Raw genomic sequence first — 15,752 nt, forward strand, 5'->3', positions numbered from 1 at the left:
CCGACCTGCCCACGGGCGGGTCGCTTGATGAAATGAGGAACGCATGAGCAAGCAGATTCTGATTCTCCCTGGCGACGGTATTGGTCCGGAAATCATGGCCGAAGCGGTCAAGGTCCTGGAACTCGCCAACAGCAAGTACAGCCTGGGCTTTGAGCTGAGCCACGACGTGATCGGCGGCGCGGCCATCGACAAGCACGGCGTGCCGCTGGCTGACGAAACCCTGGACCGCGCCCGTGCGGCCGATGCCGTGCTGCTCGGCGCCGTGGGTGGCCCGAAATGGGACAAGATCGAGCGTGACATCCGCCCTGAGCGCGGCCTGCTGAAAATCCGCGCGCAACTGGGCCTGTTCGGCAACCTGCGCCCGGCCATCCTCTACCCGCAGTTGGCCGACGCGTCGAGCCTCAAACCGGAAGTGGTCGCGGGCCTGGATATCCTGATCGTGCGTGAACTGACCGGCGGTATCTATTTTGGCTCGCCACGCGGCGTGCGCGAGTTGGAGAATGGCGAACGCCAGGCCTACGACACGCTGCCGTACAGCGAGAGTGAAATCCGCCGTATCGCCCGTGTCGGTTTCGACATGGCCCGTGTGCGCGGCAAAAAGGTCTGCTCGGTCGATAAAGCCAACGTACTGGCCTCCAGCCAACTGTGGCGCGAAATCGTCGAGGAAGTCGCCAAGGACTACCCGGACGTCGAGCTGAGCCACATGTACGTCGACAACGCTGCCATGCAACTGGTGCGTGCGCCCAAGCAGTTTGACGTGATCGTCACCGATAACCTGTTTGGCGACATCCTGTCGGACCAGGCCTCGATGCTCACCGGCTCCATCGGCATGCTGCCGTCGGCGTCCCTGGACACCAACAACAAGGGCATGTACGAGCCTTGCCACGGTTCGGCGCCGGACATCGCGGGCCAGGGCATTGCCAACCCGCTGGCGACGATTTTGTCGGTCTCGATGATGCTGCGTTACAGCTTCAACCTGAGCGAAGCGGCGGATGCCATCGAGAAGGCCGTAAGCCTGGTGCTGGATCAAGGTTTGCGCACCGGTGACATTTGGTCACAGGGTTGCACCAAAGTCGGCACGCAAGAAATGGGCGACGCAGTAGTCGCCGCGCTGCGGAATCTGTAATCTCTCCGGCCCGCTTGCAGTTGTTGCTGCAAGGCGGCCCACTTTTTAACAAGGTGTAGTTGCGATGAAACGTGTAGGTCTGATCGGTTGGCGCGGTATGGTCGGTTCCGTGCTCATGCAGCGGATGCTGGAAGAGCAGGATTTCGATCTTATTGAGCCGGTGTTTTTCACCACTTCGAACGTAGGTGGCCAAGGGCCGTCCGTGGGCAAGGATATCGCCCCGCTCAAGGACGCCTACAGCATTGAAGAGCTGAAAACCCTCGATGTGATCCTGACCTGCCAGGGTGGCGACTACACCAGCGAAGTCTTCCCCAAGCTGCGCGAAGCCGGCTGGCAGGGTTACTGGATCGACGCCGCCTCCAGCCTGCGCATGCAGGACGACGCGGTGATCATCCTCGACCCGGTGAACCGCAAGGTCATCGACCAGCAACTGGATGCCGGCACCAAGAACTACGTCGGCGGCAATTGCACCGTCAGCCTGATGCTGATGGGCCTGGGCGGCTTGTTCGAAGCCGGCCTGGTTGAGTGGATGAGCGCCATGACTTATCAGGCGGCGTCCGGCGCCGGTGCGCAGAACATGCGTGAACTGATCAAGCAGATGGGCGCGACCCACGCCGCTGTTGCCGATCAACTGGCCGACCCTGCCAGCGCGATCCTCGACATCGACCGCCGCGTGGCCGAAGCCATGCGCAGCGACGCTTACCCGACCGAGAACTTCGGTGTGCCATTGGCCGGCAGCCTGATCCCGTGGATCGACAAGGAACTGCCAAACGGCCAGAGCCGCGAAGAGTGGAAGGCCCAGGCCGAGACCAACAAGATTTTGGGTCGCTTCAAGAGCCCGATCCCGGTCGACGGCATCTGCGTGCGCATCGGCGCCATGCGCTGCCACAGCCAGGCGCTGACCATCAAGCTGAACAAAGACGTGCCGATCGCCGATATCGAAGGGTTGATCAGCCAGCACAACCCGTGGGTCAAGCTGGTGCCGAACAACCGCGACATCAGCATGCAGGAGCTGAGCCCGACCAAGGTCACCGGCACCCTGAATGTACCGGTGGGCCGTCTGCGCAAGCTGAACATGGGCAGCCAGTTCCTCGGCGCGTTCACGGTCGGCGACCAACTGCTGTGGGGCGCTGCCGAGCCGCTGCGTCGCATGCTGCGGATCTTGCTTGAGCGTTGATCGCTTGAAGCCGTAAGAGAAACCCGCGTACTGGTGACAGGCGCGGGTTTTTTGTTGCCCTTGAGGCCGCCATCGCAGGCAAGCCAGCTCCCACATTGTGTTTTGTAAACACATTCAAGGGTGGGAGCTGGCTTGCCTGCGATGAGGCCATCAGCCTCACCACAAAGGCCAGCTTAATTGCCTCACCCCGAGCCACCCGGTAAAGTGCCGCTCCCCCCGCAATGCCCGAGGCAGCCTCCATGACCCAGACCTTTGAAATCGCCGTGATCGGCGCCACTGGCACCGTCGGTGAAACCCTGGTGCAGATTCTCGAAGAACTGGATTTTCCGGTGGGCACCCTCTATCTGCTGGCCGGCAGCAATTCGGCCGGCGCCTCCGTGCCGTTTCGCGGCAAGAACGTGCGGGTCAAGGAAGTCGATGAGTTCGATTTCAAAAAAGCGCAGTTTGCCTTCTTTGCGGCCGGCCCGGCCGTTACCTTGAGCTTTGCCCCGCGCGCCACCGCTGCCGGTTGCGCGGTGATCGACCTGTCTGGCGCCTTGCCTGCTGAACAGGCGCCTCACGTGGTGCCAGAAGCCAATGCCCATGTACTGGACAGTTTGAAAAAGCCCTTCCAGCTGAGCAGCCCAAGCCCATCGGCGACCAACCTGGCCGTGGTGCTGGCGCCGTTGCGTGAATTGTTGGAGATCCAGCGTGTCAGCGTCACCGCCAACCTGGCGGTATCCGCCCAGGGCCGTGAAGCCGTCAGCGAGCTGGCACGACAGACCGCCGAACTGTTGAACGTGCGCCCGCTGGAGCCCAAGTTCTTTGATCGGCAAATGGCCTTCAACCTTTTGGCACAAGTCGGCACGCCAGATGCGAAAGGTCATACAGCCCTGGAGAAACGTCTCGTACACGAACTGCGCGCGGTGCTGGAAACTCCATTGCTGAAGATTTCTGCAACCTGCGTTCAAGCCCCGGTGTTTTTTGGCGATAGCCTGACGGTGTCGTTGCAATTGGGCGCGCCGGTCGATCTGGCAGCGGTGAACCGTGCATTGGAAGCGGCGCCTGGCATCGAACTGGTTGAAGAGGGCTATTACCCCACGGCTGTGGGCGATGCGGTCGGCCAGGATGTGGTCTACGTCGGCCGTGTGCGTGCAGGTGTGGATGACCCGGCGGAACTAAATCTGTGGCTGACGTCAGATAACGTACGCAAGGGCGCGGCACTCAACGCCGTACAGCTGGCGCAGTTGTTGATAAAAGGCCTTGTGTAAAAGATACTTGGCGGCAATTTGTAGATTGATTCTAGCCAGGCGCTATGCTTGGCCCCAAGCGGTAAAGAAGCGCGTCGGTAACCTATCGGCTCGCCATGCCTTATGGCAGCGGTTACCAACCTTCTCGCAGGCCGGGGAGTGTTCAGACAAAGGATGAGGCTATGGTTCAAGTTCGCAAACTGGTGTTAGCAATAGCGGCCGCCTCGGCGCTGTCCTCCGGTATGGCGCAGGCGCTGCAACTTGGGGAGATGACCCTCAAATCGAAGCTGAACCAGCCGTTGTCGGTGGAAATCGAATTGCTCGACGTGGGCGGCCTCACGGCTGCCGAGATCACCCCGAGCCTGGCCTCCGACCAGGCGTTTGTCGATGCAGGCGTTGACCGCCAGGCGTTTCTCAATGACCTGACGTTTACCCCGGTGGTCAACCCCAGCGGCCGCAGTGTGGTGCGCGTCACCTCCAGCAAGCCGCTGCCCGATTCCTACGTACGTTTCCTGCTGCAGGTGCAGTGGCCCAATGGCCGCCTGATGCGCGACTACAGTGTGTTGCTCGACCCGGCCAAGTTCGAGCAGCCGGCGCCGACCGCCAACGCGCCCGCGCCGCGCTTGAGCGCACCGGCCAGCACTGCGGCCGCCAGCCCGGCGAAGACCGCCAGCAAATCCGCTCAACACACCACGACCTCTCACGACACCTTGTGGGAAATTGCCGAAAAGAATCGCAACGGTGCGTCGGTGCAGCAAACCATGCTGGCCATCCAGGCGCTTAATCCTGATGCCTTTGTCGACGGCAACATCAATCGCCTGAAAACCGGCCAGGTCCTGCGCCTGCCGGACCGCCAGCAAGCCACCAGCTTGCCGCAGCCCGAGGCGATTGCCGAAGTGACTGCGCAAAATGCTGCCTGGCGCGCAGGTCGTCGCGCAGCCAGTAACCCGGTGGCGGGCAAGCAACAGCTGGACGCGACCAAGCGCACCCAGGCGGGCAATGCGCCGTCGAGCACCACGGCCAAGGACAACTTGAGCCTGGTCTCGGCGGAGTCGGCCAAAAAAGGCGCAAAGGGCAAGGCCGGTGATAGCCGAGCGGTGAGCGATAAACTGGCGATGACCCAGGAGCAGCTGGACACCACCCGTCGCGACAATGAAGAGCTCAAAAGCCGTGCGGCCGACCTGCAAAGCCAGCTGGACAAGCTGCAAAAACTGATTCAACTGAAAAACGATCAACTCGCCAGGTTGCAGGCCGGCAACCCTGAGCCAGCGGCACAGGCGACAGCGGCGATGCCGGCTCAATTGGCGGCTGAACCTGCGGCCACGCCAGCACCGGCTGAGGCGGCGCCCGTTGCCGCAGCACCCGCGCCTGAGCCAATCAAGGCGCAGGACACGCCTGCCACCAACGAAGGCAAGTTCAACGAGCTGCTGACCAATCCGATCGTCCTTGGTGTAATCGGTGGCGCGGCTGGCTTGCTGGTGTTGTTGCTTCTGCTGCTGTGGGCGCGCCATCGCAATGCGCGCCTCGAAGAGGAAAAGCACCTGCGCATGGCACGCGCGCTGGCCGAAGAACCGGCATTTACGCCAAATGTGGATCACGATCTGCCTGCGGACAGCTTCGAAGGCCTTGAGGTGGCAGCGCCGAACGTTAAATTGGCTGCTGCTCCAGCGCCGGCGGCGGTTGCTGAGCCTGTGGTGGTGCCATCGGTCGCCTCCGTGCTGGCGCCATTGGCCGTCGCCGTCGCCCCGGAAAACTCCAGTGATGCACTGGCGCAAGCGCAATCCCATATCGACCGTGGCCACCTGAACCAGGCCGCCGATGTGCTGGAGCAGGCGATCAAGCGCGAACCCAAGCGCAGCGACCTGCGCCTGAAGTTGATGGAAGTCTATGGCCTGCAAGGCGACAAGGACGGTTTCGTCACCCAGGAGCGTCAACTGGTGGCCAATGGTGAAAACCATGCCCAGGTCGAGCAGCTCAAAAACCGCTTCCCGGCCATGGCCGTGTTGGCGGCGGGCGTCAGTGCTGCGGTGGCAGCGGCGGCCCTGGATGCTCAATACGTCAAGGACTTGCTCGAAGACAAGCCCGCCGCGCCTGCCCCGGAGCCTGAGGCGTTCGACACCGATTTCGACCTGAGTCTGGATGACCTGGAAGCGGCGTCACCCACCGTAGTCAGCCCGAAAGACGCGCCGAGCTTTGAGTCGGTGCTGCAACAGCAGACCGAAGCCAAGGCCAGCCCTGATGACCTGTCGGACTTCGACCTGGACTTGCAGCTTGAGGCTCCGTCTTCGCAGGCCGATGACGACTTCCTGTCGGGCCTGGAAGATCAAATGAAGGACGTGCCGGCTGTTGAGCCGCCGACCCTCAAGCCGGCTGCGCTGGACGATTTTGACCTGCCGGAGGACTTCGACCTGTCCCTGGCGGACGAGCCGCAAGCCCCGGCCGTTGCCAAGCCTGATGCATTCGCCTCGGAGCTCGATGACGTCAACGCAGAACTCGATCGCCTGTCTTCGAGCCTCGAGCATCCGCCGATCGAGCCTTCCTTCACCGCTGAAGACGCGGCGTTGGGCGCTGATGAGCCGGAGTTTGACTTCCTTTCCGGCACCGACGAGGTCGCCACCAAGCTGGACTTGGCCCAGGCTTACATCGACATGGGCGATGCGGATGGCGCAAAGGACATCCTCAATGAAGTGCTGACCGAGGGCAGTGAAGAGCAGCGCGGTGAAGCCAAGGAAATGCTCGGCAAAATCTAACAATTGATACAAACCCCCTGTGGGAGCTGGTTTGTGCGGGAGCTGGCTTGCCTGCGATGGCGTCAACCGGGTCTCAACTGTAGACCGAGGTGCCTGTATCGCAGGCAAGCCAGCTCCCACACAACAAAAGCGCCCCGCATAGCTCCAGCGCCTTTATAATGCCCGCCTTCGCGCAACTCATCGGGCTCTCAGTTCTTGGCAAATATAGATAACGCGGCTGCCGAAATGGCGGCCGCAGGCTTTAACCGCATCGCCTTGGGCGTGGAATATAAAGGTTCGCGCTATCGCGGCTGGCAGCGCCAGGCTTCAGGTGTGCTGACTGTGCAGGAAACCCTCGAAAACGCGTTGTCGAAGGTGGCGGATTCGCCGGTCTCGCTGATGTGTGCCGGGCGTACCGATGCCGGTGTGCATGCCTGTGGCCAGGTGGTGCACTTTGACACCCAGGCCGAGCGCACGCTGAAAGCCTGGGTGATGGGCGCTAATATCAATTTGCCCCATGACGTCAGCGTGACCTGGGCCAAGGTCATGCCTGCGCATTTTCATGCGCGCTTCAAGGCCATTGCCCGGCGCTACCGCTATGTGATCTACAACGATCAGATCCGCCCGGCGCACCTGAATCAAGAAATCACCTGGAACCACCGCCCGCTGGATGCCGAACGTATGGCCGAGGCCGCCCAGCATCTGGTCGGCGTGCATGATTTCAGCGCCTTCCGTGCGGGGCAATGCCAGGCTAAATCGCCGATCAAGGAAGTCCATCACCTGCGCGTGACCCGTCACGGCAAGATGATCGTGCTGGATATCCGCGCCGGTGCTTTCCTGCACCACATGGTGCGCAATATTGCCGGTGTGCTGATGACCATCGGCACTGGCGAGCGCCCGGTGGAGTGGGCGCGGGAAGTGCTGGAGAGCCGCGTTCGCCGCACCGGCGGTGTCACGGCGCACCCGTTCGGCTTGTACCTGGTGGATGTGGAGTACCGCGACGAGTTTGAATTGCCGCAGCGCTTTATCGGTCCACATTTCCTCACAGGTTTCAGCGAACTTGACGGCTGACGCCTGCAAGCGCTTTTGTTACCATCCGGGACTTTCTCGGCCCAACCCCTGAGGTTTCCACGACATGCCAGCCGTTCGCAGCAAGATTTGCGGGATTACCCGCATAGAAGACGCGCTGGCGGCAGTCGAAGCGGGGGCGGATGCCATCGGTTTCGTGTTTTATGCCAAGAGCCCGCGCGCGGTGAATGTGTTGCAGGCGCGGGCGATTATCGCTGCGCTGCCGCCATTTGTGACCACCGTGGGGCTGTTCGTCAACGCCAGCCGTTGCGAACTCAACGAAACCCTGGATGCCGTGCCGTTGGATATGCTGCAATTTCACGGTGACGAAAGCCCCGATGAATGCGAAAGCTACCAGCGCCCGTACATCAAGGCGCTGCGCGTCAAGGCCGGAGATGACATTGCTGCTGCGTGCGCCGCCTATACTGGCGCTCGCGGCATTTTGCTGGATACCTATGTCGAAGGCGTGCCCGGCGGCACGGGTGAGGCGTTCGACTGGACGCTGATTCCCGAAGACTTGAGCAAGCCGATCATCCTCGCTGGAGGGCTCAATCCCGCGAATGTCGCGGCGGCCATCGAGCAGGTCCGGCCTTATGCGGTGGACGTCAGCGGCGGAGTGGAGCAGGGCAAGGGCATCAAGGATCACCACAAGATTCGCGCATTCATGCAGGCCGTGCGCAACAGCAGTGGCGCGATGTGACGGCTGGCAGTCTGCCGCCGTCCATAACTACCACTGTGTAGAACAGCACCGGCGCCGCCTGCGGGAGGCCCGGAAATGAAGTGGCAACCCTGCGTTGGCAGGTTGTCTGGAAGGCTGAGGATACAGGCGGGAAATGGCCGGTCGAACGTCTGACCCCGTCCAGCCTGTGTCATCGCCATATATGAATTTAGCTCAAGGGCATACGCGGGGCTGTGTTCAAGCCACCGGTACTGGAGAAAGAAAGCATGAGCAACTGGTTAGTAGACAAACTGATCCCTTCGATCATGCGTTCCGAGGTGAAGAAAAGCTCGGTTCCTGAAGGTCTGTGGCACAAGTGCCCATCCTGCGACGCGGTGCTGTACCGCCCGGAGCTGGAAAAGACCCTGGACGTTTGCCCCAAGTGCAACCACCACATGCGTATCGGCGCCCGCGCGCGCATCGACATCTTCCTTGATGCCGACGGCCGTAACGAGCTGGGCGCAGACCTGGAGCCGGTTGACCGTCTCAAGTTCCGCGACGGCAAGAAGTACAAGGACCGCTTGACCGCAGCGCAGAAGCAGACCGGCGAAAAAGACGCGCTGATTTCGGTCAGCGGCAAGCTGCTGGGTATGCCGGTGGTAGTGTCCGCGTTCGAATTTTCCTTCATGGGCGGTTCCATGGGTGCCATCGTCGGCGAGCGTTTTGTACGTGCCGCCAACTACGCGCTGGAAAATCGTTGCCCGATGATCTGCTTCGCTGCCTCTGGTGGTGCGCGCATGCAGGAAGCGCTGATCTCCTTGATGCAAATGGCCAAGACCTCTGCGGTACTGGCGCGTCTGCGTGAAGAAGGCATCCCGTTCATCTCGGTACTGACTGACCCGGTTTACGGCGGTGTTTCCGCCAGCCTGGCGATGCTGGGTGACGTGATCGTCGGTGAGCCCAAAGCACTGATCGGCTTTGCCGGCCCGCGCGTGATCGAGCAGACCGTACGTGAAAAGCTGCCGGAAGGCTTCCAGCGCAGCGAGTTCCTGCTGGAGCACGGTGCGATCGACCTGATCATCCCGCGCGGTGAGCTGCGCCCACGCCTGGGTAACCTGCTGGCGCAAATGATGGGCTTGCCGACGCCTGTGTACGTCGCACCTAAAATCGAACCTATCGTTGTTCCGCCGGTGCCAGCAAACCTATGACCCAACGTACCCTGGGCGAATGGCTCGCTTACCTTGAGCAGTTGCATCCGTCAGCCATCGACATGGGCCTGGAGCGCTCGCAACAGGTAGCGGCCCGCCTCGGGTTGGGCCGCCCGGCGCCGCGTGTAATCACGGTGACCGGCACCAACGGCAAAGGCTCTACCTGTGCCTTTGTCGCGGCGCTGCTGCAAGCCCAAGGGCTTAAAGTAGGCGTCTACAATTCTCCGCACCTGCTGCGTTATAACGAGCGGGTGCAGCTCAATGGCATCGAAGCCACTGACGCGCAGCTTTGCGAAGCCTTCGCTGCACTGGATGCCGGCCGTGGCGAAATTTCCCTGACTTACTTTGAAATGGGCACCTTGGCGGCTTTCTGGCTGTTCGAGCGTGCGCAGTTGGATGTGGTCGTGCTGGAAGTCGGGCTTGGCGGGCGTCTGGATACCGTTAACGTGGTGGACGCCGATATCGCGCTGGTAACCAGCATTGGTGTCGACCATGCGGACTATCTGGGCAACACTCGCGAGTCGGTGTCTTATGAAAAGGCCGGGATCTTCCGCCAAGGCAAGCCGGCGCTGTGTGGTGACCTGAACCCGCCGCAGCCTTTGCTGGACAAGGTGCGCGAGCTGGATTGCCCATTTTACCTGCGCGGCCGCGAATTCAATCTCGAAGTTGGCGACCAGCATTGGCAGTGGCGCGGGTGTGATGCGCGTGCCCAGGTGGTAGAGCTGCGGGATTTGCCGCTGCTGAACCTGCCGATGGAAAACGCCGCGCTGGCGCTGCAAGCGTACCTGTTGATGGATCTGCCGTGGAATCCCGAGCAGATTGCTGCCACGTTGCTGGCTACTCCTGTGGTGGGGCGCCTGGATCGCCGCACATTCGAGTGGGAAGGCAAGCGTTTGAACCTGCTGCTGGATGTGGGGCACAACCCGCACGCCGCCGAGTACCTGGCGCAACGTCTGTCACGCACGCCACCTGCCGGTCGTCGCCTGGCGGTGTTCGGGCTGTTGGCTGACAAGGATCTGGACGGTGTGGTTGCGCCGTTACTCGGCAATGTCCAGGCTTGGGCGGTAGCGCCGCTGGACACGCCGCGCAGTCGCCCGGCTGCCGAACTGCAAGTGGCATTGCAGAACCTTGGTGCGTCGGCGGCGTCGTATGCAAGCGTCACTGCAGCACTTGAGGCGCAATGTGCAGTGGCGACGGCCGAGGACGAGATTCTGTTGTTCGGATCATTTTATTGTGTTGCCGAGGCGCTTGAGTGGTTGGCCCGGCGCTCCACGGAGGAAGCTGCACATGGCATTACTGGATAGCGCATACAAGCAGCGAATGGTCGGAGCCCTGGTATTGGTGGCGTTGGCGGTGATTTTCCTGCCGATGCTGTTTTCGCGCCAGGACGAACAGCGCCAGGTCGTGGTCGAGGCACCGGCAGCGCCACAGGCGCCAGCGATGCCGCAAGTTCAGGTGGAGCCTGTGGTGGTGCCTGAGCCGCAGACGCTGCCTGAAGAACCGGTGCCGAGCGATGATGAGGTGGCTGCGCAAACGGCTCCAGCGGCGCCAGCAGTGCCGGTGCAGCAGAGTGTGCCGGTAGTCAGGGCGGCGCCCGCTCCAGCGGCCCCGGTGGTGGCTGCCAAACCTGCTGCGCCAGCCCCTGCGCCCAAGCCGGTAGCGCCACAACCTGCCGCGCCGGGCAAGCCGGATGTCGGTCAAAGCCGTATCGACCCGAATGGTCTGCCGATCAGTTGGTCGATCCAGCTCGCCAGCCTGGCCAACCGTGAAAGCGCCGATGCCTTGCAGAAAAAGTTGCGTGCCCAGGGGTATAACGCCTATATCCGCAGTGCCGACGGCAAAAATCGCGTATTTATCGGGCCGCTGATCGAGCGCGCCGAAGCGGACCGCCTGCGTGACCTGCTGGGGCGACAGCAGAACCTGAATGGGTTTGTGGTGCGGTTCCAGCCTGAGCGCGGCTGAGTAAAGGGTTGGAATGCAGGCCAAATGTGGGAGCTGGCTTGCCTGCGATAGCATCACCGCGGTCCAGCTTAAAGACCGAGGCGCCTGCATCGCAGGTAAGCCAGCTCCCACATTGTTTTTGGGTGGTCTTGAGATTGCTCAACCCATTGATTTGCAAAGCACCCACAATCACAGCTTACCGATAGCCCAGCGCTCTGCTAAAATGCGCCGCCTTATCCGTACGTAGGCTGCACTGTGCCATTTACCTGGGTTGATTGGGCGATCGTAGCAATCGTCGCCATCTCCGCTTTGATCAGTCTAAGCCGCGGCTTCGTAAAAGAAGCACTGTCGTTGCTGACCTGGATCATCGCAGGAGTTGTAGCCTGGATGTTCGGTGGTTCACTGTCGGTTTACCTGGCCGGGTATATCGAAACACCTTCGGCTCGCGTCATTGCGGGCTGCGCCATCATGTTCATCGCCACGCTGTTGGTGGGGGCAATGGTCAATTATCTTATTGGCGAGTTGATACGTGTCACCGGCCTCTCCGGGACCGATCGATTTCTCGGCATGGCCTTCGGCGCCGCACGTGGTGGCTTGCTGGTGGTTGTGGCGGTCGGGCTGTTGAGCCTGGGGCCGGTACAGCAGGATTCGTGGTGGCAGGAGTCGGTACTCGTGCCAAAATTTCTATTGGTTGCAGATTGGTCCAAGAACCTCATATTGGGGTGGAGCAGTCAGTGGCTGGCCAGCGGAATCAGCGTACCCGCTGATCTTCCGTTCAAGGAACACCTCTTGCCGGCCAAAACGCCTCAGTAAGTAGTGTTCAGTCAAGATTCATTAAGTAGGGGTTGCGTCGCATGTGTGGCATCGTCGGTATCGTCGGTAAGTCGAACGTCAATCAGGCGCTGTATGACGCGCTAACCGTCCTCCAGCACCGCGGCCAGGACGCTGCCGGTATTGTGACCAGCCACGACGGCCGGTTATTCCTGCGCAAGGACAATGGCCTGGTGCGTGACGTGTTCCATCAGCGTCACATGCAGCGCCTCGTCGGGCACATGGGCATTGGCCATGTGCGTTACCCGACTGCCGGTAGCTCGACCTCGGCCGAAGCTCAACCGTTTTACGTCAACTCGCCTTACGGCATCACCCTGGCGCACAACGGTAACCTGACCAACGTTGAACAGCTGGCCAAGGAGATTTACGAATCTGACCTGCGCCACGTCAACACCAACTCCGACTCGGAAGTGCTACTCAACGTGTTCGCACATGAGCTGGCCCAGCGCGGCAAGTTGCAGCCGACCGAGGAAGATGTATTCGCTGCCGTGACCGACGTGCACAACCGTTGTGTTGGTGGTTATGCCGTCGTCGCAATGATCACCGGTTATGGCATCGTCGGTTTCCGTGACCCGCACGGCATTCGCCCGATCGTGTTCGGCCAGCGTCACACCGACGAAGGCGTCGAGTACATGATCGCGTCCGAAAGCGTGTCCCTGGACGTGCTCGGCTTCACCCTGATCCGCGACCTCGCGCCGGGCGAAGCCGTTTACATCACCGAAGACGGCAAGCTGCACACCCGTCAGTGCGCGATTGCGCCGAAACTCACTCCGTGCATCTTCGAACACGTCTACCTGGCGCGTCCGGACTCGATCATCGACGGTGTTTCGGTGTACAAGGCGCGCCTGCGCATGGGCGAGAAGCTGGCCGAGAAAATCCTGCGCGAGCGTCCCGAGCACGATATCGACGTGGTGATCCCGATCCCGGACACCAGTCGTACCGCTGCGCTAGAGCTGGCCAACCACTTGGGCGTCAAGTTCCGCGAAGGTTTCGTCAAGAACCGTTATATCGGCCGTACCTTCATCATGCCTGGCCAGGCGGCGCGTAAGAAGTCGGTGCGCCAGAAGCTCAACGCCATTGAGCTGGAATTCCGCGGCAAGAACGTGATGCTGGTCGACGACTCCATCGTGCGCGGCACCACCTGCAAGCAGATCATCCAGATGGCCCGCGAAGCCGGTGCGAAGAACGTGTACTTCTGCTCCGCCGCGCCTGCCGTGCGTTACCCGAACGTGTACGGTATCGACATGCCGAGCGCCCACGAGCTGATCGCCCACAACCGTTCGACCCAGGATGTAGCCGACCTGATCGGTGCCGACTGGTTGATCTATCAGGACCTGCCGGACCTGATCGAGGCGGTCGGTGGTGGCAAGATCAAGATCGCCGAGTTTGACTGCGCCGTGTTCGACGGCAAGTACGTGACCGGTGATGTCGACGAGGCCTACCTGAACAAGATCGAGCAGGCGCGTAACGACTCGTCGAAGATCAAGACCCAGGCGGTCAGTGCGATCATCGATCTGTACAACAACTGAGTAAACACCGGCCCTGAGGGGCCGGTTTTGTATCTTAAATAGAGTATTGAGTAAGGAGTCGCAGCATGAGTCAGGAATGGGATGCCGGTCGGTTGGACAGCGACCTCGATGGCGTAGCTTTCGATACCCTGGCTGTGCGCGCCGGTCAGCACCGCACCCCGGAAGGTGAGCACGGTGACCCGATGTTCTTCACCTCCAGCTATGTATTCCGCACCGCTGCCGACGCGGCTGCGCGCTTTGCCGGTGAAGTGCCGGGCAACGTTTACTCGCGTTACACCAACCCGACCGTGCGTGCGTTCGAAGAGCGTATCGCGGCCCTGGAAGGCGCTGAGCAGGCGGTGGCCACGGCGACCGGTATGGCTGCGATCCTGGCAGTGGTGATGAGCCTGTGCAGTGCTGGCGACCATGTGCTGGTGTCGCGCAGTGTGTTCGGCTCCACCATCAGCCTGTTCGAGAAGTACTTCAAGCGCTTCGGCATCGAAGTGGACTACGTGCCCCTGGCGGATCTGTCCGGCTGGGATGCGGCGATCAAGGCCAACACCAAGCTGCTGTTCGTCGAGTCGCCGTCCAATCCGCTGGCCGAGTTGGTAGATATCGCCGCGTTGTCCGAAGTGGCCCACGCCAAGGGCGCGATGCTGGTGGTCGACAACTGCTTCTGTACGCCGGCGCTGCAACAGCCGTTGAAGCTGGGCGCGGACATTGTTGTGCACTCTGCCACCAAGTTCATCGACGGCCAGGGCCGTTGCATGGGCGGCGTAGTCGCCGGCCGCAGCGAGCAGATGAAGGAAGTGGTGGGTTTCTTGCGCACCGCCGGGCCGACTCTGAGCCCGTTCAATGCGTGGATCTTCCTCAAAGGCCTGGAGACCCTCAGCCTGCGGATGAAGGCCCATTGCGCCAATGCCCAGGCCCTGGCCGAGTGGCTGGAGCAACAGGACGGGATCGAGAAAGTCCATTACGCCGGTCTCAAGAGCCACCCGCAACACGCGCTGGCCCAGCGTCAGCAGCGTGGTTTCGGCGCGGTGGTGAGCTTTGAAGTAAAAGGCGGCAAAGACGGCGCCTGGCGCTTTATCGACGCAACGCGCCTGATCTCCATCACGGCCAACCTGGGTGACAGCAAGACCACCATCACCCACCCCAGCACCACCTCCCACGGGCGCCTGGCGCCACAGGAGCGTGAAGCGGCCGGCATCCGTGACAGCCTGATCCGCATTGCAGTGGGCCTGGAAGACGTAGCCGACCTGCAAGCTGACCTGGCTCGCGGGCTGGCTGCCTTGTGATCGAGTGGTCCATGGAAACAGCAGCGGCCGGTAACGGCCGTGTTGCGCTGGTGACGGGCGCCGCCCGAGGCATTGGCCTCGGCATCGCGGCATGGCTGATCAGCGAAGGCTGGCAGGTGGTGTTGACCGACCTGGACCGCGAGCGCGGCTCCAAGGTGTCCAAGGTGCTGGGTGACAACGCCTGGTTTATCAGCATGGACGTGGCCGACGAGAAGCAGGTCGCCCAGGGCGTTGCCGAAGTGCTCGGTCAGTTCGGTCGCCTGGACGCGTTGGTGTGCAACGCCGCCGTGGCCGACCCACGCAATATCACCCTCGAAAGCCTCGACCTGGCGTACTGGAACCGCGTGCTGGCGGTGAACCTCAGCGGGCCGATGCTGCTGGCCAAGCACTGTGCACCGTACCTGCGTGCCCATGGCGGCGCGATCGTCAATCTGGCCTCGACCCGCGCGCGTCAATCGGAGCCCGACACCGAGGCCTACGCGGCGAGCAAGGGCGGGCTGCTGGCCCTGACTCACGCGCTGGCCATAAGTCTTGGGCCGGAGGTGCGGGTCAATGCCGTCAGCCCTGGCTGGATCGATGCGCGTGATCCAGCGGCGCGGCGTGCCGAGCCTTTGACCGATGCCGATCATGCCCAGCATCCGGCGGGCAGGGTGGGCACGGTTGAGGACGTGGCGGCGATGGTGGCGTGGCTGCTGTCGCGTCAGGCAGGGTTTGTCACTGGCCAAGAGTTTGTGGTCGACGGCGGCATGAGCAAGAAGATGATTTACAGCGAGTAGGGCGGGTAGCCGCCTTGAAGCAATTTTGTCTTTTTCAGAAAAACTTCAAGCAGGCTATTGACTTAGGTCTGCTACCTGCGTAAATTTCGCGGCCTCAACGAAGCAAAGGGTGATTAGCTCAGCTGGGAGAGCATCTGCCTTACAAGCAGAGGGTCGGCGGTTCGATCCCGTCATCACCCACCACTTCTTGAGAGTTTTGCCTT

At 61.6% G+C, this 15,752-nt stretch carries 13 protein-coding genes and 1 tRNA gene; all 14 read left to right on the forward strand.

The window, feature by feature from the left end:
* The first annotated feature begins 43 nt into the window (after positions 1–43).
* The 14 genes from leuB (at position 44) to GIW48_RS07015 (ending at position 15,732) form a co-directional block, all read left to right on the forward strand.
* Positions 44–1,126, forward strand: coding sequence for a 3-isopropylmalate dehydrogenase (gene leuB, locus GIW48_RS06950; RefSeq protein ID WP_021491199.1), 1,083 nt, complete (start codon positions 44–46; stop codon positions 1,124–1,126).
* Between the two features lie 64 nt (positions 1,127–1,190).
* Positions 1,191–2,303, forward strand: a complete 1,113-nt coding sequence (gene asd / locus GIW48_RS06955) for an aspartate-semialdehyde dehydrogenase (protein ID WP_017138739.1) — start codon at positions 1,191–1,193, stop codon at positions 2,301–2,303.
* Between the two features lie 239 nt (positions 2,304–2,542).
* Positions 2,543–3,553: an aspartate-semialdehyde dehydrogenase gene (locus tag GIW48_RS06960; RefSeq protein ID WP_236460732.1), complete on the forward strand. Its 1,011-nt coding sequence runs from the start codon at positions 2,543–2,545 to the stop codon at positions 3,551–3,553.
* A 161-nt stretch (positions 3,554–3,714) separates the two neighbouring features.
* Positions 3,715–6,282, forward strand: coding sequence for a FimV/HubP family polar landmark protein (locus tag GIW48_RS06965; protein WP_236460734.1), 2,568 nt, complete (start codon positions 3,715–3,717; stop codon positions 6,280–6,282).
* A gap of 225 nt (positions 6,283–6,507) precedes the next feature.
* The gene (gene truA, locus GIW48_RS06970; RefSeq protein ID WP_026013815.1) at positions 6,508–7,332 is read left to right on the forward strand and encodes a tRNA pseudouridine(38-40) synthase TruA; all 825 of its coding nucleotides are present in this window, start codon (positions 6,508–6,510) and stop codon (positions 7,330–7,332) included.
* Positions 7,333–7,396: 64 nt separating this feature from the next.
* A complete protein-coding gene (locus GIW48_RS06975; protein ID WP_186617567.1) occupies positions 7,397–8,029 on the forward strand; it encodes a phosphoribosylanthranilate isomerase in 633 nt (210 codons plus the stop codon).
* A 245-nt stretch (positions 8,030–8,274) separates the two neighbouring features.
* Positions 8,275–9,195 carry an acetyl-CoA carboxylase, carboxyltransferase subunit beta gene (accD, locus tag GIW48_RS06980; protein WP_003234319.1) on the forward strand — a complete coding sequence of 307 codons (921 nt, stop codon included), beginning with the start codon at positions 8,275–8,277 and terminating at the stop codon, positions 9,193–9,195.
* The gene (gene folC, locus GIW48_RS06985) at positions 9,192–10,499 is read left to right on the forward strand and encodes a bifunctional tetrahydrofolate synthase/dihydrofolate synthase (RefSeq protein ID WP_236460735.1); all 1,308 of its coding nucleotides are present in this window, start codon (positions 9,192–9,194) and stop codon (positions 10,497–10,499) included. Before accD ends, folC begins: the two co-directional genes overlap by 4 nt.
* Positions 10,483–11,157, forward strand: coding sequence for an SPOR domain-containing protein (locus tag GIW48_RS06990; protein ID WP_236460736.1), 675 nt, complete (start codon positions 10,483–10,485; stop codon positions 11,155–11,157). Before folC ends, GIW48_RS06990 begins: the two co-directional genes overlap by 17 nt.
* A gap of 234 nt (positions 11,158–11,391) precedes the next feature.
* The gene (locus tag GIW48_RS06995) at positions 11,392–11,949 is read left to right on the forward strand and encodes a CvpA family protein (protein WP_003212681.1); all 558 of its coding nucleotides are present in this window, start codon (positions 11,392–11,394) and stop codon (positions 11,947–11,949) included.
* A gap of 41 nt (positions 11,950–11,990) precedes the next feature.
* A complete protein-coding gene (gene purF / locus GIW48_RS07000) occupies positions 11,991–13,496 on the forward strand; it encodes an amidophosphoribosyltransferase (protein WP_017138746.1) in 1,506 nt (501 codons plus the stop codon).
* Positions 13,497–13,561: 65 nt separating this feature from the next.
* A complete protein-coding gene (locus GIW48_RS07005; RefSeq protein WP_017138747.1) occupies positions 13,562–14,773 on the forward strand; it encodes an O-succinylhomoserine sulfhydrylase in 1,212 nt (403 codons plus the stop codon).
* Between the two features lie 11 nt (positions 14,774–14,784).
* Complete coding sequence (locus tag GIW48_RS07010; protein WP_020372699.1) at positions 14,785–15,549, forward strand: SDR family oxidoreductase; 765 nt, start codon at positions 14,785–14,787, stop codon at positions 15,547–15,549.
* A gap of 107 nt (positions 15,550–15,656) precedes the next feature.
* Positions 15,657–15,732, forward strand: a tRNA-Val gene (locus tag GIW48_RS07015).
* Positions 15,733–15,752 lie beyond the last annotated feature (20 nt).

This window comes from Pseudomonas sp. PA-6-3C, from assembly GCF_021605825.1.
In the GTDB taxonomy this organism is placed as follows: domain Bacteria; phylum Pseudomonadota; class Gammaproteobacteria; order Pseudomonadales; family Pseudomonadaceae; genus Aquipseudomonas; species Aquipseudomonas edaphica.

Excerpts from the sequence above, each read along its gene's own strand:
- GIW48_RS06960 (WP_236460732.1), top strand. The coding sequence starts at position 2,543 with ATGACCCAGACCTTTGAAATCGCCGTGATCGGCGCCACTGGCACCGTC.
- GIW48_RS07010 (WP_020372699.1), top strand. The coding sequence starts at position 14,785 with ATGGAAACAGCAGCGGCCGGTAACGGCCGTGTTGCGCTGGTGACGGGC.
- asd (WP_017138739.1), top strand. The coding sequence starts at position 1,191 with ATGAAACGTGTAGGTCTGATCGGTTGGCGCGGTATGGTCGGTTCCGTG.
- accD (WP_003234319.1), top strand. The coding sequence starts at position 8,275 with ATGAGCAACTGGTTAGTAGACAAACTGATCCCTTCGATCATGCGTTCC.
- leuB (WP_021491199.1), top strand. The coding sequence starts at position 44 with ATGAGCAAGCAGATTCTGATTCTCCCTGGCGACGGTATTGGTCCGGAA.
- folC (WP_236460735.1), top strand. The coding sequence starts at position 9,192 with ATGACCCAACGTACCCTGGGCGAATGGCTCGCTTACCTTGAGCAGTTG.
- purF (WP_017138746.1), top strand. The coding sequence starts at position 11,991 with ATGTGTGGCATCGTCGGTATCGTCGGTAAGTCGAACGTCAATCAGGCG.
- truA (WP_026013815.1), top strand. The coding sequence starts at position 6,508 with ATGGCGGCCGCAGGCTTTAACCGCATCGCCTTGGGCGTGGAATATAAA.
- GIW48_RS07005 (WP_017138747.1), top strand. The coding sequence starts at position 13,562 with ATGAGTCAGGAATGGGATGCCGGTCGGTTGGACAGCGACCTCGATGGC.
- GIW48_RS06990 (WP_236460736.1), top strand. The coding sequence starts at position 10,483 with ATGGCATTACTGGATAGCGCATACAAGCAGCGAATGGTCGGAGCCCTG.
- GIW48_RS06975 (WP_186617567.1), top strand. The coding sequence starts at position 7,397 with ATGCCAGCCGTTCGCAGCAAGATTTGCGGGATTACCCGCATAGAAGAC.
- GIW48_RS06965 (WP_236460734.1), top strand. The coding sequence starts at position 3,715 with ATGGTTCAAGTTCGCAAACTGGTGTTAGCAATAGCGGCCGCCTCGGCG.